The organism is Enterobacter sp. JMULE2 (assembly GCF_013337145.1).
GTDB classification, from domain to species: domain Bacteria; phylum Pseudomonadota; class Gammaproteobacteria; order Enterobacterales; family Enterobacteriaceae; genus Enterobacter; species Enterobacter mori.
Genome location: NZ_SGWD01000016.1, coordinates 53,135 through 72,783, shown reverse-complemented (window position 1 = coordinate 72,783; position 19,649 = coordinate 53,135). Strand labels below are relative to the sequence as shown.

At 55.0% G+C, this 19,649-nt stretch carries 20 protein-coding genes, 2 tRNA genes and 1 pseudogene; 14 read left to right on the top strand and 9 right to left on the bottom strand.

Annotated elements, in window-relative coordinates:
* Window positions 1–143 precede the first annotated feature (143 nt).
* The 10 genes and pseudogenes from EXW94_RS20420 (at window position 144) to pdxK (ending at window position 8,487) form a co-directional block, all read left to right on the top strand.
* Window positions 144–569: a GNAT family acetyltransferase gene (locus EXW94_RS20420; RefSeq protein ID WP_174340876.1), complete on the top strand. Its 426-nt coding sequence runs from the start codon at window positions 144–146 to the stop codon at window positions 567–569.
* Window positions 556–1,005: a DUF2919 domain-containing protein gene (locus tag EXW94_RS20415; RefSeq protein WP_174340875.1), complete on the top strand. Its 450-nt coding sequence runs from the start codon at window positions 556–558 to the stop codon at window positions 1,003–1,005. Before EXW94_RS20420 ends, EXW94_RS20415 begins: the two co-directional genes overlap by 14 nt.
* Before the next feature lie 63 nt (window positions 1,006–1,068).
* A pseudogene (locus EXW94_RS20410) lies at window positions 1,069–1,645 on the top strand (RpoE-regulated lipoprotein).
* Between the two features lie 92 nt (window positions 1,646–1,737).
* Window positions 1,738–2,637, top strand: coding sequence for a Dyp-type peroxidase (locus EXW94_RS20405; RefSeq protein WP_120157752.1), 900 nt, complete (start codon window positions 1,738–1,740; stop codon window positions 2,635–2,637).
* 172 nt (window positions 2,638–2,809) lie between these two features.
* Window positions 2,810–3,823 (top strand): thiosulfate/sulfate ABC transporter substrate-binding protein CysP, encoded by a 1,014-nt coding sequence (gene cysP / locus EXW94_RS20400; protein ID WP_010433770.1) that lies wholly within the window; start codon window positions 2,810–2,812, stop codon window positions 3,821–3,823.
* Window positions 3,823–4,656: a sulfate/thiosulfate ABC transporter permease CysT gene (cysT, locus tag EXW94_RS20395; RefSeq protein ID WP_010433768.1), complete on the top strand. Its 834-nt coding sequence runs from the start codon at window positions 3,823–3,825 to the stop codon at window positions 4,654–4,656. Before cysP ends, cysT begins: the two co-directional genes overlap by 1 nt.
* Window positions 4,656–5,531: a sulfate/thiosulfate ABC transporter permease CysW gene (gene cysW / locus EXW94_RS20390; RefSeq protein WP_010433766.1), complete on the top strand. Its 876-nt coding sequence runs from the start codon at window positions 4,656–4,658 to the stop codon at window positions 5,529–5,531. The genes cysT and cysW overlap by 1 nt, the downstream gene beginning before the upstream one ends.
* Window positions 5,521–6,615, top strand: a complete 1,095-nt coding sequence (cysA, locus tag EXW94_RS20385) for a sulfate/thiosulfate ABC transporter ATP-binding protein CysA (protein ID WP_042716105.1) — start codon at window positions 5,521–5,523, stop codon at window positions 6,613–6,615. Before cysW ends, cysA begins: the two co-directional genes overlap by 11 nt.
* A gap of 118 nt (window positions 6,616–6,733) precedes the next feature.
* On the top strand, window positions 6,734–7,645 hold the full coding sequence (gene cysM, locus EXW94_RS20380) for a cysteine synthase CysM (RefSeq protein WP_174340874.1): 912 nt from the start codon (window positions 6,734–6,736) through the stop codon (window positions 7,643–7,645).
* A gap of 5 nt (window positions 7,646–7,650) precedes the next feature.
* Window positions 7,651–8,487 carry a pyridoxine/pyridoxal/pyridoxamine kinase gene (gene pdxK, locus EXW94_RS20375; RefSeq protein WP_042716109.1) on the top strand — a complete coding sequence of 279 codons (837 nt, stop codon included), beginning with the start codon at window positions 7,651–7,653 and terminating at the stop codon, window positions 8,485–8,487.
* A 44-nt stretch (window positions 8,488–8,531) separates the two neighbouring features.
* On the opposite strand, the gene crr is transcribed toward pdxK, so the two are convergent.
* From crr to cysZ, 5 genes are all read right to left on the bottom strand, one after another.
* Window positions 8,532–9,041 carry a PTS glucose transporter subunit IIA gene (crr, locus tag EXW94_RS20370; protein WP_003861316.1) on the bottom strand — a complete coding sequence of 170 codons (510 nt, stop codon included), beginning with the start codon at window positions 9,039–9,041 and terminating at the stop codon, window positions 8,532–8,534.
* A gap of 40 nt (window positions 9,042–9,081) precedes the next feature.
* Window positions 9,082–10,809 (bottom strand): phosphoenolpyruvate-protein phosphotransferase PtsI, encoded by a 1,728-nt coding sequence (ptsI, locus tag EXW94_RS20365; RefSeq protein ID WP_010433760.1) that lies wholly within the window; start codon window positions 10,807–10,809, stop codon window positions 9,082–9,084.
* A gap of 44 nt (window positions 10,810–10,853) precedes the next feature.
* Entirely contained in the window at window positions 10,854–11,111 is a 258-nt protein-coding gene (gene ptsH / locus EXW94_RS20360; protein ID WP_000487600.1) for a phosphocarrier protein Hpr, read from the bottom strand.
* Between the two features lie 317 nt (window positions 11,112–11,428).
* Entirely contained in the window at window positions 11,429–12,400 is a 972-nt protein-coding gene (gene cysK / locus EXW94_RS20355) for a cysteine synthase A (RefSeq protein ID WP_010433759.1), read from the bottom strand.
* 163 nt (window positions 12,401–12,563) lie between these two features.
* Window positions 12,564–13,325, bottom strand: coding sequence for a sulfate transporter CysZ (gene cysZ / locus EXW94_RS20350; RefSeq protein WP_174340873.1), 762 nt, complete (start codon window positions 13,323–13,325; stop codon window positions 12,564–12,566).
* Window positions 13,326–13,555: 230 nt separating this feature from the next.
* Between cysZ and zipA the strand changes: the two genes are divergently transcribed.
* From zipA to EXW94_RS20335, 3 genes are all read left to right on the top strand, one after another.
* Complete coding sequence (gene zipA / locus EXW94_RS20345; protein WP_174340872.1) at window positions 13,556–14,527, top strand: cell division protein ZipA; 972 nt, start codon at window positions 13,556–13,558, stop codon at window positions 14,525–14,527.
* Window positions 14,528–14,596: 69 nt separating this feature from the next.
* Window positions 14,597–16,612, top strand: a complete 2,016-nt coding sequence (gene ligA / locus EXW94_RS20340) for an NAD-dependent DNA ligase LigA (RefSeq protein WP_174340871.1) — start codon at window positions 14,597–14,599, stop codon at window positions 16,610–16,612.
* Window position 16,613: 1 nt separating this feature from the next.
* Window positions 16,614–16,829 (top strand): DUF3820 family protein, encoded by a 216-nt coding sequence (locus EXW94_RS20335; protein ID WP_003861328.1) that lies wholly within the window; start codon window positions 16,614–16,616, stop codon window positions 16,827–16,829.
* Here EXW94_RS20335 and EXW94_RS20330 read toward each other — a convergent pair.
* Window positions 16,826–17,821, bottom strand: a complete 996-nt coding sequence (locus EXW94_RS20330) for a bile acid:sodium symporter family protein (protein WP_010433751.1) — start codon at window positions 17,819–17,821, stop codon at window positions 16,826–16,828. The two genes, EXW94_RS20335 and EXW94_RS20330, sit on opposite strands and share 4 nt — an antisense overlap.
* A gap of 89 nt (window positions 17,822–17,910) precedes the next feature.
* On the opposite strand from EXW94_RS20330, the gene EXW94_RS20325 reads away from it, so the two are divergent.
* Window positions 17,911–18,843 (top strand): LysR family transcriptional regulator, encoded by a 933-nt coding sequence (locus tag EXW94_RS20325; RefSeq protein ID WP_120157758.1) that lies wholly within the window; start codon window positions 17,911–17,913, stop codon window positions 18,841–18,843.
* On the opposite strand, the gene EXW94_RS20320 is transcribed toward EXW94_RS20325, so the two are convergent.
* From EXW94_RS20320 to EXW94_RS20310, 3 genes are all read right to left on the bottom strand, one after another.
* Window positions 18,834–19,175: a FlxA-like family protein gene (locus EXW94_RS20320; RefSeq protein ID WP_108416674.1), complete on the bottom strand. Its 342-nt coding sequence runs from the start codon at window positions 19,173–19,175 to the stop codon at window positions 18,834–18,836. The two genes, EXW94_RS20325 and EXW94_RS20320, sit on opposite strands and share 10 nt — an antisense overlap.
* Before the next feature lie 291 nt (window positions 19,176–19,466).
* Window positions 19,467–19,542: transfer RNA gene (locus tag EXW94_RS20315), tRNA-Lys, on the bottom strand.
* Window positions 19,543–19,546: 4 nt separating this feature from the next.
* Window positions 19,547–19,622: transfer RNA gene (locus EXW94_RS20310), tRNA-Val, on the bottom strand.
* Between the last annotated feature and the right edge of the window lie 27 nt (window positions 19,623–19,649).

Here is a 19,649-nt window from a genome sequence, read left to right as displayed (position 1 = left end):
ATTGATAATTGTTTTACTTTTCATTTCAATACGTGACAAAGTGACATTATGCCAAATTTTGGCGAGATTTTCCCCGGTTATTGGCTAAACGCAGGGTTCACGCCATAATCACTGTTTTTAAACCCAAAAAGGCGGTTAATACCATGGAGATACGCGTTTTTCGCCAGGAAGATTTCGAAGAGGTGATTACCCTTTGGGAGCGCTGCGATCTGCTGCGTCCGTGGAACGACCCGGAAATGGACATCGAACGTAAGGTGAATCACGACGTCAGTTTGTTTCTGGTCGCGGAAGTGAACGGTGAGGTTGTCGGTACGGTGATGGGCGGTTACGACGGCCACCGCGGTTCGGCCTATTATCTGGGCGTGCATCCGGAATACCGGGCGCGCGGCATTGCCAATGCGCTGCTCAATCGCCTGGAAAAGAAACTCATCGCCCGCGGCTGTCCGAAAATTCAGATTATGGTACGAGAAGATAACGACGTGGTGCTGGGCATGTATGAGCGTCTGGGCTACGAGCACGCTGAAGTGCTGACTCTGGGCAAGCGTTTGATCGAAGATGAAGAGTACTGAGATCCATCCGGCTGACTATGACGCGCAGGGCCGTGTCAGGCTGCCTTTTCTGTTCTGGTGCGTTCTGTTGTTACAGGCCCGCACCTGGGTGCTGTTTGTAATGGCCGGAGCGTCGCGCGGGCAGGGCGACACGCTGCTGAATCTCTTCTATCCCGATCACGATGCATTCTGGATCGGATTGCTGCCGGGCATTCCGGCCGTACTGGCGTTTTTGGTCAGCGGACGGCGGCATCTGATCCCTCGCTTTTGGGGGGCGCTTCGCTGGCTGCTGATCCTTGCCCAAGTTGCGCTGCTCTTCTGGCAGCCGGTACTCTGGTGGTACGGTGAGCCGCTCACGGGCATCGGTATTGCGCTGGTCGTTGCCGATATCGTGGCGCTGCTGTGGCTGCTGACCAATCCACGCCTTCACGCCTGTTTTAGGCATCAGGATGATTAATTCGGCACTTTTTGCCGAAGTCGCACTCCAACAAGCGTTGATTTAATTAGAAAGGACGTTTCAATGAAATCGCTGCGTTTACTTTTATGCGCTCTTCCGCTGGCGTTGACCGGCTGTTCGACGCTCTCCTCTATTAACTGGTCTTCTGCGTATCCGTGGAACTGGTTTGGTTCTTCCACCGAAGTGACCGAGCAGGGCGTAGGAAAAATTACCGCGTCAACGGCGCTGGATCAGGATGTCATTCAGGATGCCCTGAGCAGTGATTATCGCCTGCGCAGCGGCATGAAAACCGAAAATGGCAATATCGTGCGTTACTTCGAAGCGCTGAAGGGGGACACGCTGGCGCTGGTGATTAATGGTGATAAAGGCACGGTAAACCGTATCGCGGTGATGGATGAAGACATTCCAACCGCAACCGGTGTGAAAGTGGGGACCCCGTTTAGCGATCTCTATAAACAGGCGTTCGGCAACTGCACCAGCGTGCCGTCTGAGGACAAGGTCGCGGTGGAATGTAAGGCTGAAGGCAGCCAGCACATCAGCTACCTGTTCACCGGAGAGTGGAGCGGCCCCGGAGGGGTTAATGCCATCTGACGACACGCTGAAAAACTGGAAAGTGAGCAAAATACTCTGGAAGCAGTAATTTGCGCCTGAACAAACCGTCTTGCTGAAATCCGGGTATAATAGCCGCCATCAATGCCACGCTGACGTGGCATCTTTATTTCAGGAGGAGCGATGTCTCAGGTTCAGAGTGGCATTTTGCCAGAACATTGCCGCGCGGCGATTTGGATTGAAGCCAATGTTAAAGGGGACGTGGATGCCCTGCGTGCGGCCAGTAAAGTGTTCGTTGATAAACTGGCGACCTTCCAGGCTAAATTCCCGGAAGCCCACCTCGGTGCCGTTGTCGCCTTTGGCAATAACGTCTGGCGTCAGCTGAGCGGTGGCGAAGGGGCGGAAGAGTTAAAAGACTTTATCCCTTACGGCAAAGGCCTTGCACCCGCCACGCAGTACGACGTGCTGATCCACATTCTTTCCCTGCGTCACGACGTGAACTTCTCCGTAGCCCAGTCTGCTGTTGAGGCCTTTGGCGACAGCATCGAGGTGCAGGAAGAGGTTCACGGCTTCCGCTGGGTGGAGGAGCGCGATCTGAGCGGCTTCGTTGACGGCACCGAAAACCCGGCAGGCGAAGAGACGCGTCGCGACGTGGCGGTGATCAAAGACGGTGTGGACGCGGGCGGCAGCTACGTGTTCGTGCAGCGCTGGGAGCACAACCTCAAGCAGCTTAACCGCATGAGCGTGCACGACCAGGAGATGATGATTGGCCGAACCAAAGAAGCCAACGAAGAGATCGACGGCGATGACCGTCCCGTTACCTCTCACCTGACCCGCGTTGACCTCAAAGAAGACGGAAAAGGGCTGAAGATTGTCCGCCAGAGCCTGCCCTACGGTACGGCCAGCGGCACGCACGGCCTTTACTTCTGCGCCTACTGCGCGCGCCTGTATAACATTGAACAGCAGCTGCTGAGCATGTTTGGTGATACCGACGGCAAGCGCGATGCCATGCTGCGCTTCACGAAACCGGTGACCGGAGGCTACTACTTCGCCCCGTCCGTTGAGCGCCTGCTGGCGCTGTAATGACCTTCCTCCCTCTCCCTGTGGGAGAGGGCTGGGGTGAGGGCATCAGGCCGCACCCTTATTCCCTTTTCTGCTTCTAAATCACCAAACGGTATATAAAACCGTTACTCCTTTCGACCTCGTTATAAATATTATGACTATAAGATAGTCATCACATTTATAAGGGTGCGCAATGGCCGTTACTGTACTAAAAAAAGGATCGCTGGCACTGGCAGGTTTACTGCTGGTGGCGCAGGCGCAGGCAACCGAGCTGCTTAACAGTTCGTATGATGTCTCCCGCGAGCTGTTTGCCGCCCTTAACCCACCGTTTGAACAGCAGTGGGCAAAAGACAATAACGGCGATAAGCTGACCATCAAGCAGTCCCATGCCGGTTCATCCAAACAGGCGCTGGCCATCCTGCAGGGACTGAAGGCCGATGTGGTGACCTATAACCAGGTGACTGACGTGCAGATCCTGCACGACAAAGGCAAGCTGCTCCCGGCGGACTGGCAGAGCCGTCTGCCAAACAACAGCTCGCCGTTCTATTCCACCATGGGCTTCCTGGTGCGCAAGGGCAACCCGAAGAACATCCACGACTGGAACGACCTGGTGCGTTCCGACGTAAAACTGATTTTCCCGAACCCAAAAACCTCCGGCAACGCGCGTTATACCTATCTGGCGGCATGGGGCGCGGCGGATAAAGCTGACGGTAACGATAAAGCGAAGACCGAGCAGTTCATGACCCAGTTCCTGAAAAACGTCGAAGTGTTTGATACCGGCGGCCGCGGCGCGACCACAACCTTCGCGGAGCGTGGTCTTGGCGATGTCCTGATCAGCTTCGAGTCCGAAGTAAACAATATCCGTAAACAGTACGAAGCGCAGGGCTTCGAAGTGGTTATCCCGAAAACTAACATTCTGGCCGAGTTCCCGGTGGCCTGGGTGGATAAAAACGTGCAGGCAAATGGTACCGAGAAAGCGGCAAAAGCCTATCTCAACTACCTGTACAGCCCGCAGGCGCAGACCATCATTACCGATTACTACTACCGCGTGAATAACCCGGACGTGATGAACAAGCTGAAAGATAAATTCCCGCAGACCGATTTGTTCCGCGTGGAAGACCATTTCGGCTCATGGCCTGAAGTGATGAAAACGCATTTTGTCAGCGGCGGTGAGTTAGATAAATTGCTGGCGGCGGGGCGTAAGTAATGTTTGCAGTATCGACAAAACGCGTGCTGCCGGGCTTTACCTTAAGCCTCGGAACCAGCCTGCTGTACGTCTGCCTGATTTTGTTGTTACCGCTCAGCGCGCTGGTGGTGCAGCTCTCTGATATGAGCTGGGCCCAGTACTGGGACGTCATAACCAACCCGCAGGTGGTGGCAGCCTATAAGGTGACGCTACTGTCGGCGTTTGTGGCGTCGATTTTCAACGGCCTGTTCGGCCTGCTGATGGCGTGGATCTTAACCCGCTACCGTTTCCCGGGCCGCACGTTGCTTGATGCGTTGATGGATCTGCCGTTTGCACTGCCGACGGCGGTGGCGGGCTTAACGCTGGCGTCGCTGTTCTCGGTGAACGGTTTTTACGGCGAGTGGCTGGCGAAGTTTGATATCAAAGTGACCTATACCTGGCTCGGTATCGCGGTAGCGATGGCCTTCACCAGCATTCCGTTTGTGGTGCGAACCGTACAGCCGGTACTGGAAGATTTAGGCCCGGAATATGAAGAAGCGGCGGAAACGCTGGGGGCGACACGCTGGCAGAGTTTCCGCAAGGTTGTGCTGCCAGAGCTTTCTCCGGCGCTGCTGGCGGGTGTGGCGCTCTCCTTCACCCGTAGCCTCGGCGAGTTTGGTGCGGTGATCTTCATCGCCGGGAACATCGCGTGGAAAACGGAAGTGACCTCACTGATGATTTTTGTGCGTTTGCAGGAGTTTGATTATCCGGCTGCGAGCGCGATTGCTTCGGTGATCCTCGCCGCGTCGCTGCTGCTGCTGTACTCGATTAACACTCTGCAAAGTCGCTTTGGTCGACGTGTGGTAGGTCACTGATGGCGGAAGTTACTCAATTGAAGCGTTACGATGCGCCCCGCATCAACTGGGCAAAATGGTTTCTGATTGGGACGGGCGTGCTGGTATCCGCACTTATTCTCGTTGTGCCAACGGTCTATATCTTTGTCCAGGCATTCAGTAAAGGGATTATGCCCGCGCTGGAAAATCTGGCGGACCCGGATATGCTGCACGCCATCTGGCTGACCGTGTTGATTGCGCTGATCACGGTACCGGTCAACCTGGTGTTCGGTACGCTGCTGGCCTGGCTGGTGACGCGCTTCAACTTCCCGGGTCGTCAGATGCTGTTGACCCTGTTGGATATTCCGTTTGCCGTGTCGCCAGTTGTTGCCGGTCTGGTTTACCTGCTCTTTTACGGCTCAAACGGCCCGCTGGGCGGCTGGCTGGATGAGCATAACCTGCAGATTATGTTCGCCTGGCCGGGCATGGTGCTGGTGACTATCTTTGTGACTTGTCCGTTTGTGGTGCGTGAACTGGTGCCGGTGATGCTAAGCCAGGGAAGCAATGAAGACGAAGCCGCGGTGCTGCTGGGCGCTTCCGGCTGGCAGATGTTCCGCCGCGTGACGCTGCCGAACATCCGCTGGGCGCTGCTTTACGGCGTGGTGCTGACCAACGCACGCGCGATTGGGGAGTTCGGGGCTGTTTCTGTTGTATCCGGTTCTATCCGCGGTGAAACGCTGTCGTTGCCGTTACAGATTGAACTGCTGCAGCAGGACTATAACACCATCGGCTCCTTTACTGCCGCAGCGTTGCTAACGCTGATGGCGATTTTGACCCTGTTTTTGAAGAGTGTGGTGCAGTGGCGTTTAGAGAATCAGGAAAAACGTCTGCATCAGGAGGGAAATCATGAGCATTGAGATTGCCAATATTAAGAAGTCTTTTGGTCGCACCCAGGTGCTGAATGATATCTCGCTGGATATCCCTTCCGGACAAATGGTCGCGCTGCTGGGGCCGTCAGGTTCCGGTAAAACCACGCTGCTGCGTATTATCGCCGGGCTTGAGCATCAGACCAGCGGACATATCCGCTTTCACGGCACCGACGTGAGCCGCCTGCATGCCCGCGATCGTAAAGTAGGCTTTGTGTTCCAGCATTACGCGCTGTTCCGCCATATGACCGTGTTCGACAACATCGCGTTTGGTCTGACGGTGCTGCCGCGTCGCGAGCGTCCAAATGCGGCAACTATCAAAGCGAAAGTGACCAAACTGCTGGAGATGGTGCAGCTTGCGCATCTGGCAGACCGTTTCCCTGCCCAGCTGTCCGGCGGGCAGAAACAGCGCGTAGCGCTTGCCCGCGCCCTGGCCGTTGAGCCGCAAATTCTGCTGCTGGATGAACCCTTCGGCGCGCTGGATGCCCAGGTGCGTAAAGAACTGCGTCGCTGGCTGCGTCAGCTTCATGAAGAGCTGAAGTTCACCAGCGTCTTCGTCACCCACGATCAGGAAGAGGCGATGGAAGTTGCGGACCGCGTGGTGGTCATGAGCCAGGGGAACATCGAGCAGGTTGACGAGCCGGAGCAGCTCTGGCGCGAACCGGCAACCCGTTTTGTCCTGGAGTTTATGGGCGAAGTGAACCGTCTGCAGGGGACCATTCGCGGCGGTCAGTTCCACGTCGGCGCGCACCGCTGGCCGCTGGGCTATACCTCCGCGCATCAGGGGCCGGTCGATCTGTTCCTGCGTCCGTGGGAAGTGGACGTCAGCCGTCGCACCAGCCTGGATTCACCGCTGCCGGTACAGGTGCTGGAAGCTAGCCCTAAAGGTCACTACACCCAATTGGTGGTACAGCCGCTGGGCTGGTATACCGAGCCGCTGACCGTGGTGATGCGCGACGAAGAGCCGCCGCACCGGGGGGAGCGCCTGTTTGTTGGGCTGCAGCATGCGCGTATTTATCACGGGAAGGAGCGCATCGAGACGCGCGAGGATATTGCTCTGGCAGAGACAGCCTGATAGGTTATTAGGATGTTTATCGCCCGGTGGCGCTGCGCTTACCGGGCCTACAGTTATCACTGCGTCTTGTAGGCCGGGTAAGCGAAGCGCCACCCGGCTTTTTTATTGAGTAAAAAACGTGAATACACTCGAAAACACCATCGGCAACACCCCTTTGGTCAAACTTCAGCGCATGGGGCCTGACAACGGCAGCGAAATCTGGGTCAAACTCGAAGGCAATAACCCGGCGGGGTCGGTGAAAGACCGTGCCGCACTGTCGATGATTGTTCAGGCCGAAAAACGCGGTGAAATCAAGCCGGGCGACGTGCTGATCGAGGCCACCAGCGGCAACACCGGTATCGCGCTGGCGATGATCGCCGCGCTGAAAGACTACCGCATGAAGCTGCTGATGCCGGACAACATGAGCCAGGAGCGCCGCGCCGCGATGCGTGCCTACGGGGCCGAGCTGATTCTGGTGACCAAAGAGCAGGGTATGGAAGGCGCACGCGACTTAGCGTTAGAAATGGCCGAGCGCGGCGAAGGTAAACTGCTCGATCAGTTCAACAATCCGGACAACCCGTACGCGCACTACACCACTACCGGCCCGGAAATCTGGCAACAAACGGACGGGCGCATCACCCACTTTGTCTCCAGCATGGGGACCACCGGCACTATTACCGGAGTGTCGCGTTTCCTGCGCGAGCAGGAGAAAGCCGTCACCATTGTTGGCCTGCAGCCGGAAGAGGGGAGCAGTATTCCGGGCATTCGCCGCTGGCCGGCGGAATACATGCCGGGCATCTTTAATGCGCAGCTTGTGGACCAGGTGCTGGATCTTCACCAGCGCGAGGCGGAAAATACCATGCGTGAGCTGGCCGTGCGCGAAGGCATCTTCTGCGGCGTCAGTTCGGGCGGCGCGGTAGCGGGGGCGATTCGGGTGGCAAAGGCAAACCCGGGTGCCGTAGTGGTGGCAATTATTTGCGATCGCGGCGATCGTTATCTCTCTACCGGCGTCTTTGGTGAAGAGAGTTATTCGCAGGGGGCGGGGATTTAAGCGTCATGGAGATGATTCTATTCCGGGATAAAACCCGGGCGCAGCAAACCGATATTGTTGCGGTGCAGTCGCAGGTGGTTTACGGCAGCGTGGGCAACAGTATCGCTGTGCCAAATATTCGAACCCATCGGCTGAACGTGACTGCTGTGCCGACGGTGCTGTTCAGCAACACGCCGCACTATGACACCTTCTACGGTGGGGTGATCCCCGACGAGTGGTTTAGCGGCTATCTTAAGGCCCTGAACGAGCGCGAGATCCTGCGCGAGCTTAAGGCGGTCACCACTGGCTATATGGGCAGTGCCAGCCAGATAAAACTGTTGGCCCAGTGGCTCAAGACCATCAAAGTGCAGCATCCCGATCTGCTGGTGCTGGTCGACCCGGTTATCGGCGATATCGACAGCGGGATGTACGTGAAACCGGATATCCCTGAAGCGTATCGCGAGCATCTGCTGCCGCTGGCGCAGGGGATTACGCCGAACGTCTTTGAGCTGGAAGTGTTAAGCGGCAAACCGTGCCGTACTCCTGAAAGCGCGATTGTCGCCGCGCAGGGGTTGCTCTCAGATACGCTGAAATGGGTTGCGATCACCAGTGCGCCGGTGGCCGATGACCCGGAAAATATCCACGTGGTGCTGGTGAGTAAAGAAAGCGTGACCGTGAGCGCGCACCCTCGTGTCGAAACCGATCTGAAAGGGACGGGCGATCTGTTCTGTTCGGAGCTGGTCAGCGGAATTGTCGAAGGCAAAACCATTGCTGAGGCGATTCGCAAAGCAGGGGATCGGGTGACGGACGTGATGGTTTATACCCAGTCGAAAGGTTACGACGAGCTTATTCTCCCCGCATAAACAAAAATGGCGCCCGAAGGCGCCATTTCTTTGTGCGGCAAGAATTACTTCTTGATGCGGATAACCGGGGTTTCGCCCACGGTCACGCTGCCGGACAGTTTGATCAGTTCTTTGATTTCGTCCATGTTGGAGATAACAACCGGAGTCAGGGTAGACTTCGCTTTTTCTTCCAGCAGTGGCAGATCGAATTCAATCACCGGGTCGCCAACTTTAACGCGCTGGCCTTCTTCTGCGATACGCTTGAAGCCTTCGCCTTTCAGTTCAACGGTGTCGATACCGAAGTGAACGAACAGTTCGATACCGCTATCAGATTCGATAGAGAACGCATGGTTGGTTTCAAAAATTTTACCGATGGTGCCGTCAACTGGAGCAACCATTTTGTTGCCAGTTGGTTTGATAGCAATGCCATCACCAACGATTTTCTCAGCAAACACTACATCCGGCACGTCTTCGATGTTGACGATCTCGCCGGAGAGCGGAGCAACAATCTCAATAGTTCCGGAGTCTTTCTTATCATCAGAAACCAGAGATTTCAGTTTATCGAACAAACCCATGATCTTCTCCTAAGCAGTAAATTGGGCCGCATCTCGTGGATTAGCAGATTGTTTTTTCTTCAATGAACTTGTTAACCAGCGTCATTAACTCGTCCGTTGTCGGTTGAGCAAGAGCCTGCTCTGCTAACACCTTCGCATCTTCGAAGTTCGTGTTACGGATAATCTTCTTAATGCGCGGGATGGAAATGGCGCTCATAGAGAATTCGTCCAGACCCATACCCAGCAACAGAAGTGTAGCACGTTCGTCGCCTGCAAGCTCACCACACATGCCAGTCCATTTACCTTCTGCATGAGAAGCATCAATTACTTGCTTAATAAGCGTCAGTACGGACGGTGACATTGGCTGGTAGAGATGTGAAATCATATCATTACCACGGTCAACTGCCAGGGTGTACTGCGTTAAATCATTGGTGCCGATACTAAAGAAATCAACTTCTTTGGCTAAATGACGCGCAATTGTTGCGGCTGCTGGTGTTTCCACCATCACACCCACTTCGATTGACTCGTCAAACGCTTTACCTTCGTCGCGCAGTTCCTGTTTGTAGATTTCGATCTCTTTCTTCAGTGCACGCACTTCTTCAACAGAGATGATCATCGGGAACATGATACGCAGTTTACCGAAAGCGGATGCACGCAGAATCGCGCGAACCTGGTCACGCAGGATCTCTTTGCGATCCATGGCGATACGCACTGCGCGCCAGCCCAGGAACGGGTTCTCTTCTTTCGGGAAGTTCATGTACGGCAGCTCTTTGTCGCCACCGATGTCCATGGTACGGACGATAACCGCCTGAGAGCCACAGGCTTCAGCCACGGCTTTGTACGCAGCGAACTGTTCTTCTTCAGTTGGCAGCGCGTCACGGTCCATGAACAGGAATTCAGTACGATACAGACCTACACCTTCCGCACCGTTGCGCTCAGCGCCTTCAACGTCGCGTACGGTACCGATGTTCGCGCACACTTCTACCTGATGGCCGTCCAGCGTAATGGCTGGCAGATCTTTCAGTTTAGCGAGTTCCGCTTTCTCGGTTGCAACCTGCTCCTGAACGGCGCGCAGCTGCTCGATCTCTTCGTTAGTTGGGTTGACGTAAACCTGGTTGTTTACGGCATCCAGAATCAGATAGTCGTCGTTTTTCACCTGAGCAGTGACGCTACCGGTACCCACGATGGCAGGCAGTTCCAGAGAACGCGCCATGATAGAGGTGTGGGAGGTACGGCCACCTGCATCAGTGATGAAACCCAGCACTTTGTTCAGGTTCAGCTGTGCGGTTTCGGACGGGGTCAGGTCGGCGGCAACCAGGATAACTTCGTCCTGAATCGCGCTCAGATCGATAATGGCCAGACCCAGGATGTTGCGCAGCAGGCGCTTACCGATGTCACGTACGTCAGCCGCACGCTCTTTCAGGTATTCATCATCCAGTTCTTCCAGGGCAGTTGCCTGACCTTCGATAACTTCATGCGCAGCCGCGTCGGCCGTCATGCCTTTATCTTTAATCAGGGCTATGATTTCCTGCTCCAGCTCCTCATCTTCGAGCAGCATGATGTGCCCTTCGAAGATGGCTTCTTTTTCTTCACCGAAAGTTTCGCCAGCTTTAGTTTTGATCGCTTCCAGTTGCGCAGATGCCTTGGCACGACCGCTCAGAAAACGTTCAACTTCCTGATCAACCTTGTCGGCAGAAATTTTTTTCCGGTCAATGACGATTTCGTCTTCTTTCAGCAGCAGTGCTTTGCCGAAAGCGATACCCGGGGATGCTAAAATGCCTGAAATCATAACCCTACCTTACTTGTGACTGATATTGAAAAGAACCCGTAAACTTACTCGAGCTCAGCCATCAGTTTAACCAGATGCTCAACTGCTTTCTGCTCGTCTTCACCTTCCGCAGAGATGGTGACCACGGTGCCCTGAGTCAGGCCCAGAGTCTGCAGTTTGAACAGGCTTTTTGCGCTAGCGCTTTTGCCGTTGGAAGTTACAGTGATTTCAGAAGTGAAGCCTTTCGCTTCTTTAACAAACTGAGCAGCAGGGCGGGTGTGCAGACCGTTCGGAGCGGTAATGGTAACTTCTTGCTGGAACATTGTATTTCCCCAACTTATAGGTTTAGTGTTGTGGAACTAAAGTCTAGCCTGGCGGCTTAACTTTAGCCTGTATTGTTAGCGCTGACGTTTCAATCGTCATTAAACATTATGCAGCGAAAGCAAGACTTGAACCAAATCATAAAATCGATTCAGCAAGGCTATTTCGTTCACTGATTAATTTCACGCATCAAAATAATTGCTGGTTTAAATACCAGACACAACGGGGTGAAGCAATGCCAGGAGGGGTAAAACTTTGAAGCAGGCCACAAAAAAGCACCTAAAAAGGTGCTTTTTTACGCGTTTTTAACATGCTGGCATCACTGTTGCAGTTCTTTCTCAGTGAAGAGATCGGCAAACAGTGCAGTGCTCAAGTAACGCTCACCCGAAGAAGGAAGGATAACCACAATATTCTTATTGGTAAAGGTCTCATCTTCCTGAAGTTTGAGCGCGGCCGCAACGGCAGCACCGGAAGAGATCCCCGCCAGAATGCCTTCTTCATCCATCAAACGACGTGCGGTTGAGATCGCTTCTTCGTTGGTAATGGTCACGACTTTATCAATCAACTTCAGATCCAGGTTGCCTGGAATGAAGCCTGCGCCGATACCCTGAATTTTATGCGGGCCTGGTTTCAGCTCCTCGCCTGCCAGAGCCTGAGTGATAACCGGTGAGTCAGTCGGTTCAACGGCAACGGTAATCAGGTCTTTTTTACCTTTCGTGCCTTTAATATAGCGGGACACGCCGGTTAGCGTACCGCCGGTACCTACGCCGGAGATAAACACGTCAACCTGACCGTCCGTATCTTCCCAGATTTCCGGACCGGTCGTTTTCTCGTGGATTTCCGGGTTAGCCGGGTTGCTGAACTGCTGCAGCAGCAGATATTTTGCCGGATCGCTGGCCACAATCTCTTCGGCCTTCTGAATGGCACCTTTCATGCCTTTCGCGCCTTCGGTCAGAACCAGGTTTGCACCCAGCGCTTTCAGCAGCTTGCGACGTTCAATACTCATGGTTTCAGGCATGGTGAGCGTCAGCTTGTAGCCACGCGCCGCAGCCACATAGGCCAGAGCGATACCGGTGTTGCCGCTGGTCGGCTCAACCAACTCTACGCCGGGTTTCAGCACACCACGTTTTTCCGCATCCCAAATCATGTTTGCACCAATGCGGCATTTTACGCTGAAGCTTGGGTTACGTGATTCGACCTTCGCCAGAATGCGTCCATTACCGATACGGTTCAGTCGAACCAGGGGCGTGTGACCGATAGTCAGCGAGTTGTCTTCATAAATCTTACTCATGGCCTGTCCTTAACTGTATGAAATTGGGATACCGACCCAGCATACCTGTTGAACAGGTAGGGGGAAGTAAGGAATTCGCATATCTATATACTGCAAGGAAATAATGGGGATCAGTATGGAATAAGGGGCGGCATAAGCCACCCCTGCTTTACACATTTTTGCATTATTTCCATAACGCGTGCTTAGCACGGTAGCAGTCCACCCACATTGCCGTCGCGCCGCAAACGGCGACGGGCATGATGAACAGATTCAGGAACGGGATCATGGTGAAAAGACTGGTCAGCGCGCCAAACTGCATATTGGTCACTTTCCGCGAGCGCAGGGCGGTGCGCATCTCTTTAAACGGCACCTTATGGTTATCGAACGGGTAGTCGCAGTACTGAATAGCCAGCATCCAGGCGCTGAACAGGAACCACAGCACGGGCACTACCGTCTGGCCGATACCGGGCACGAAATACAGAATAAGCAACACAATCGCGCGGGGCAGGTACCAGGCAAATTTCTGCCATTCGCGTTTCATGATGCGCGGGAGGTCTTTCATGATCCCCCATATGCCCGTGTCCGGCGGCGTCGCGCCGGTAAGGCGTGCTTCGAGTTGTTCTGCCAGCAGGCCGTTAAACGGTGCGGCTATCCAGTTCGCAATCGTCGAGAAGAAATAGCCAAACACCAGCAGCACGGAGATCACCGCCACTGGCCAGAGAAGGTAGTTAAGCCACTGCAGCCAGTCCGGCACGTAGCTCATCAGCGACGGGATCCAGCTCTCGAGCTTTGTGAACAGCCACCAGAACGCGCCGCCCATCAGCACAATGTTGATGAGCAGGGGCAGTATGACGAAGCGGCGAATACCCGGTATAGAGACCAGTTTCCAGCCCTGAGAAAAATACCAGACACCGCTGCGCGGGGATGAAGAAGATGTTGAAACCATAACCAGGCTGTACTCCTTTTTACACAACCAGTGGAATTGCCCGCCTATATTATCCAGTTACGGACCAATGACCAGTTCGGAAATGTTCGAAAAAACAGCAAAAAGCACGTTTTAGCGCATCTTTATGCTGTGAATGCTCTGCATACACTTGCACTTGAGTTAAACGGCAAATACTCTTAGTGAGTAAATGTTTGCCGTGGTGGCAAGGTGTTAGAACAACAGAGAATATAATGATGCAGGATTTGCGTCTGATATTAATCATTGTTGGCGCGATCGCCATAATCGCTTTACTGGTACATGGTTTCTGGACCAGCCGTAAAGAGCGTTCTTCTATGTTTCGCGATCGCCCACTGAAGCGCATGAAGTCCAGTCGTGATGACGATGACGTTGAAGACGACATCGACGGTAGCGACGACGACGGCGTGGGTGAAGTTCGTGTTCATCGGGTCAATACTGCGCCCGGCGCAGGACATGGGGAGCAAGAAGCGCCTCGTCCTTCGCAGCACCAGTATCAACCGCCGTATGCTTCCGCACAGCCGCGCCAGTCAGCGCCACAGCCTGTGGAAGAACCGGTGCGTCAGCCGCCGCAACAGCCGGTTCATCAGCAGCCCGCTGCGCCGCAACCTGTGCCTCAACAACCTGTACAGCAGCCAGTGCAGCCGATTCAGCAACCGCAACAGCAGCCTGTCCACGTGCAGCCTGCGCCTCAGCCAGCTCCCGCGCCACACGTTGAGCCAGAGCCCGTTGTAGAGCCGGAACCGGTTGTCGAAAAACCGCAGCGTAAAGAAGCGGTGATCATCATGAACGTTGGCGCCCATCATGGTAGCCACCTTAATGGTGACGTGCTGCTCAACAGCATTGAGCAGGCAGGTTTCAAATTTGGCGACATGAATATTTTCCATCGTCACCTGAGCCCTGACGGGAGCGGCCCGGCGCTGTTCAGTCTGGCAAATATGGTCAACCCAGGCACCTTTGACCCGGAAATGACCGGTGATTTCGTGACGCCGGGTGTGACGATCTTTATGCAGGTTCCGTCCTACGGTGATGAGCTGCAAAACTTCAAGCTGATGCTGCAGTCCGCTCAGCACATTGCCGACGAAGTGGGTGGTGTGGTGCTCGACGATCAGCGTCGAATGATGACCCCGCAGAAATTGCGCGAGTATCAGGACCGCATCCGCGAAGTTAAGGAAGCCAACGCGTAATCGTCGCGTTTACTTCGACTCCTCCTCAACCCCCGCCTGTCGGGGGTTTTTTCTCATTGATGGTGCGATATGGACTCAATCGAACAACAACTCACTGAACTGCGAACCACGCTTCGCCATCATGAATACCTCTATCATGTTATGGACGCGCCGGAAGTACCGGATGCGGAGTATGACCGCCTGATGCGCGAGCTGCGCGAGCTGGAAACTCAGTATCCGGAGCTCGTCACGCCGGACTCCCCGACGCAGCGCGTCGGTGCGGAACCGCTGGGTGCTTTCAGTCAGGTACGCCATGAAGTCCCGATGCTGTCCCTGGATAACGTCTTTGATGAAGAGAGTTTCCTGGCGTTTAACAAGCGCGTCCAGGATCGCCTGAAAAGCAGTGATTCGCTGAGCTGGTGCTGCGAGCTGAAGCTGGACGGTCTGGCGGTCAGCATTCTTTATGAAAACGGCGTGCTGGTGCGTGCCGCGACGCGTGGTGACGGTACAACGGGTGAAGACATCACCACCAATGTGCGTACCATCCGCGCGATCCCGCTCAAGCTGCACGGCGAGAATATTCCTTCGCGTCTGGAAGTGCGCGGTGAAGTGTTCCTGCCTCAGGCGGGCTTCGAGAAAATAAATGAAGAGGCACGCCGCACCGGCGGGAAGGTGTTTGCGAACCCACGTAATGCGGCGGCAGGCTCTCTGCGCCAGCTTGACCCGCGTATCACCGCGAAGCGACCGCTTACTTTCTTCTGCTACGGTGTCGGTATTCTGGAGGGCGGCGAGCTTCCGGATACGCACCTCGGACGCCTGCTGCAGTTTAAGGCGTGGGGTCTGCCGGTCAGTAACCGCGTTCAGCTCTGCGACTCTCCGGAGGAGGTCCTGGCGTTCTACCACAAAGTGGAAGAGGATCGCCCAACGCTCGGCTTTGATATTGATGGCGTTGTCATCAAGGTCAATTCACTGGCGCTGCAGGAACAGCTGGGCTTTGTGGCACGCGCGCCGCGCTGGGCAGTGGCGTTTAAGTTCCCTGCTCAGGAGCAGATGACCTTCGTTCGTGACGTAGAGTTCCAGGTTGGCCGTACGGGTGCCATTACCCCGGTCGCCCGTCTGGAGCCCGTGCAGGTTGCTGGGGTGTTGGTGAGTAACGCCACGCTGCATAACGCTGATGAAATCGAACGCCTGGGCCTTCGCATTGGGGACAAAGTGGTGATCCGCCGCGCGGGCGATGTGATCCCGCAGGTGGTTAACGTTGTGGAGTCAGAACGCCCTGCCGAAACGCGCGAGATCGTCTTCCCGACCCACTGCCCGGTGTGCGGCTCGGACGTTGAGCGTGTGGAAGGCGAAGCGGTGGCGCGCTGTACGGGCGGCTTAATTTGTGGCGCGCAGCGTAAAGAGTCACTGAAGCACTTCGTCTCCCGGCGGGCGATGGACGTCGACGGCATGGGCGATAAAATTATCGATCAGCTGGTTGAGAAAGAGTACGTTCACACGCCAGCGGATCTGTTCAAACTGACCGCGGGTAAACTGACCGGCCTGGATCGCATGGGGCCGAAGTCAGCGCAGAATGTCGTTAACGCGCTGGAAGCGGCGAAAGAGACCACCTTCGCCCGCTTCCTGTACGCGCTGGGCATTCGTGAAGTCGGCGAAGCGACAGCGGCAGGGCTGGCGGCATACTTTGGTACGCTGGAGGCGCTGGAAAAGGCAAGCATCGACGAGCTGCAAAGAGTACCGGATGTCGGTATTGTGGTCGCCACGCACGTCTTTAACTTCTTTACTGAAGAGAGCAACCGCGAGGTCATCGGCAAACTGCTGGAAGAGGGCATCAAATGGCCCGCGCCGGTAGTGGTCAATGCAGAAGAGATCGACAGTCCGTTTGCCGGTAAAACCGTGGTGCTGACCGGTAGCCTGAGCCAGCTATCCCGCGACGATGCTAAAGCGCGTCTGGTGGCGCTGGGGGCCAAAGTGGCAGGCAGCGTATCGAAGAAAACCGACCTGGTGATCGCCGGGGAAGCGGCCGGTTCGAAGCTGGCAAAAGCCCAGGAGCTTGGCATTGACGTTATCGACGAAGCCGAAATGATGCGCCTGTTAGGAGAGTAACGTGGAGAAAGAGCAGCTCGTTGAGATCGCCAATACGGAGATGCCGTTCGGTAAATACAAGGGCCGCAGGCTGATCGATTTGCCGGAAGAGTATCTGCTGTGGTTTGCCCGTAAGGATGAATTCCCGGCCGGGCGACTGGGTGAGCTGATGGCTATCACGTTACTGATTAAAACCGAGGGGCTGACCCAGCTGGTTCAGCCCCTCAAACGTCCTTAAGCCTTCGCGGCGCGGGTCTCTTCCTGCGCCAGCTTTTCGGTCTGGCGTTTGTAACGACGCGCCAGCACCGCACAGACCATCAGCTGGATTTGGTGGAAAATCATCAGCGGCAGCACCATCATCCCAATCACCGAGGTCGGGAACAGAATGTTCGCCATCGGGATGCCGTTCGCCAGGCTCTTTTTCGAGCCGCAGAAGACAATCGTGATTTCATCCGCTTTATTAAAGCCGCATTTGCGCGCCACAAACACATTCACCGCAATCACTATCGCCAGCAGGATAATGCTGACGACCACGATAAACAGCAGTGAACCTGCGCCAACCTTATGCCAGATGCCGTTGACCACAGCTTCACTGAAGGCGGAGTAAACCACCAGCAGAATCGACGTCTGGTCGGTTTTTGAAATCCATTTTTTATGCTTTGCCACAAACGCGCCGGTCCACGGTCGGGAAAGATGCCCAAGCACAAACGGCAGCAGCAACTGCAGACAAATTCTTCCGACCTGCTCCAGGTTGCCCTCTGCACCGTGCATGTTCATCAGCAGGCCCACCAGCAGCGGCGAGACGAAAATCCCTAACAGGCTGGAGGCGGATGCTGAACAAACTGCCGCCGCCACGTTGCCGCCTGCCAGCGAGGTAAAGGCGATAGCAGACTGCACGGTAGCGGGAAGAATGCACAGATACAGGAAACCGGTATACAGGGCTGGATCGACATTCACCGGAGCCCACCAGGCAAACAGTACGCCCAATACAGGGAAGAGGATAAAGGTGCTACACATCACCCACAGATGCAGTCGCCAGTGTCCGCCGCCTGCAATGATGGCCTCGCGGGAGAGTTTGGCGCCATGCATAAAGAACAGCAGGGCGATGGCCGCCGTGGTCAGCCCTTCAAAGAAGGGGACGAAACCGCCGCGAGCCGGGAAAAACGAGGCCAGTAAAACGGTCACCACCAGGGTAAGCGTGAACGGATCAAGGATACGAAAAAGTTTCATAATCACTCCTGAAAGCAGATGTCGCTATTGTGCTTTCTTCCGTTTGAGAAATAAAATTGATTTATTGCATCCATTCATGAATTAAACAGATGAATTATTCATTACGTCAGCTTCGTGTTTTTGTCACCGTGGCGCAGGCTCGCAGTTTTAGCCGGGCGGGGGAGATGATCGGCCTAAGCCAGTCGGCCGTCAGCCATAGCGTTAAGGAGCTGGAAACGCAGACGGGAGTGAAACTGCTTGACCGAACGACGCGTGAGGTGGTGCTTACCGAAGCGGGGCAGCAGCTGGCGACGCGTCTGGAGAGGTTGCTGGACGAACTGAACAGCACGCTCAGGGATGTGGGGCGACTCGGACAACAGCTTTCCGGCACGGTGAGGGTGGCGGCGAGCCAGACCATCTCTGCACATCTTATTCCTCAGTGTATTGCCGAAAGTAATCATCGCTATCCGGATATTGATTTTGTTTTGCATGACAGGCCGCAGCAGTGGGTGCTGGAGAGTATCCGTCAGGGGGATGTGGATTTCGGCATTGTTATTGACCCTGGTGCGGTAAGCGACCTGGAATGTGAAGCGGTGCTCTCAGAACCTTTTTTGTTGCTTTGTCGCGATGACGACGCGCTGGCATCGCTGCCGCACGTGACATGGCAGGCGTTGCAAGGGGCAAATTTAGTGCTACAGGATTATGCTTCAGGAAGCCGCCCGTTGATTGATGCCGCACTTGTCGCACAAGGTGTGAAGGCAACCATTGTGCAGGAGATAGGGCACCCGGCCACGCTGTTCCCCATGGTCGAAGCCGGGATTGGGATAAGCGTACTACCGGCGCTTGCGCTGCCGTTGCCGCAGGGGAGTCGCTTAACGGTGAGGCGTTTTACGCCCAGCGTTCAACGCCAGCTGATGCTGGTTCGACGTAAAAACCGTTCTCTCTCAGGGGCGGCTCACGCCTGCTGGGACGTGGTGCGCATGCAGGCTCAGCGCTTAATGGAAGCCCGCACGCGCGATCCCCTGTTTAACGATCAGATATAGATATCAATCTTGTGCTCAGCGGAAGGGTTGTTGACGCCTTCCGCCACTGACTGACTGCTTTCCTGTTTTGGCATCTCTTCTTCTGCCTGCTGACGCTGCAATTGCGCCAGCTGTGCCTGCAGCATAGTCAACTGAGATTCGAGTAACTCCTGCTGCTTTTGTTTTTCTTCTGTTGTTGCATCACTCAGTGCCACTTCTTTGAGTTGCTGAGTGGCTTTTGTTATCTGTTTCATCAGCCGATTGATCTGGGAGGCAATGTCATTGCTACCAGAACTGTTATCAGCACTGCCGATTTCCATCGCCGACAGAGAAACTGCATTGAGGGTTGTCATCATGAGATCCTTTTCGCCATAAAACAGAGGTATCGGCAAGGAAAGGATTAGCTTGAGCAAAACTGCCATATCTGGCAGGTTCGAATTGATTAAATCGCAGATAGCAAAAAAGCGCCTTTAGGGCGCTTTTTTACATTGGTGGGTCGTGCAGGATGACTCGCTTCGCTCGCCCTTTGGGCCGTCGCCGTAAACGGCTCTGTTGCCTCTCTGCGTTCGGCTCGAACCTGCAGCAGGTTCGAATCATCCATATTGCAGATAGCAAAAAAGCGCCTTTAGGGCGCTTTTTTACATTGGTGGGTCGTGCAGGATTCGAACCTGCGACCAATTGATTAAAAGTCAACTGCTCTACCAACTGAGCTAACGACCCGAAATGGTGGGCGATGACGGGCTCGAACCGCCGACCCCCTCCGTGTAAAGGAGATGCTCTACCAACTGAGCTAATCGCCCATTTCGGAACTGCTGCGATAAGGTGAG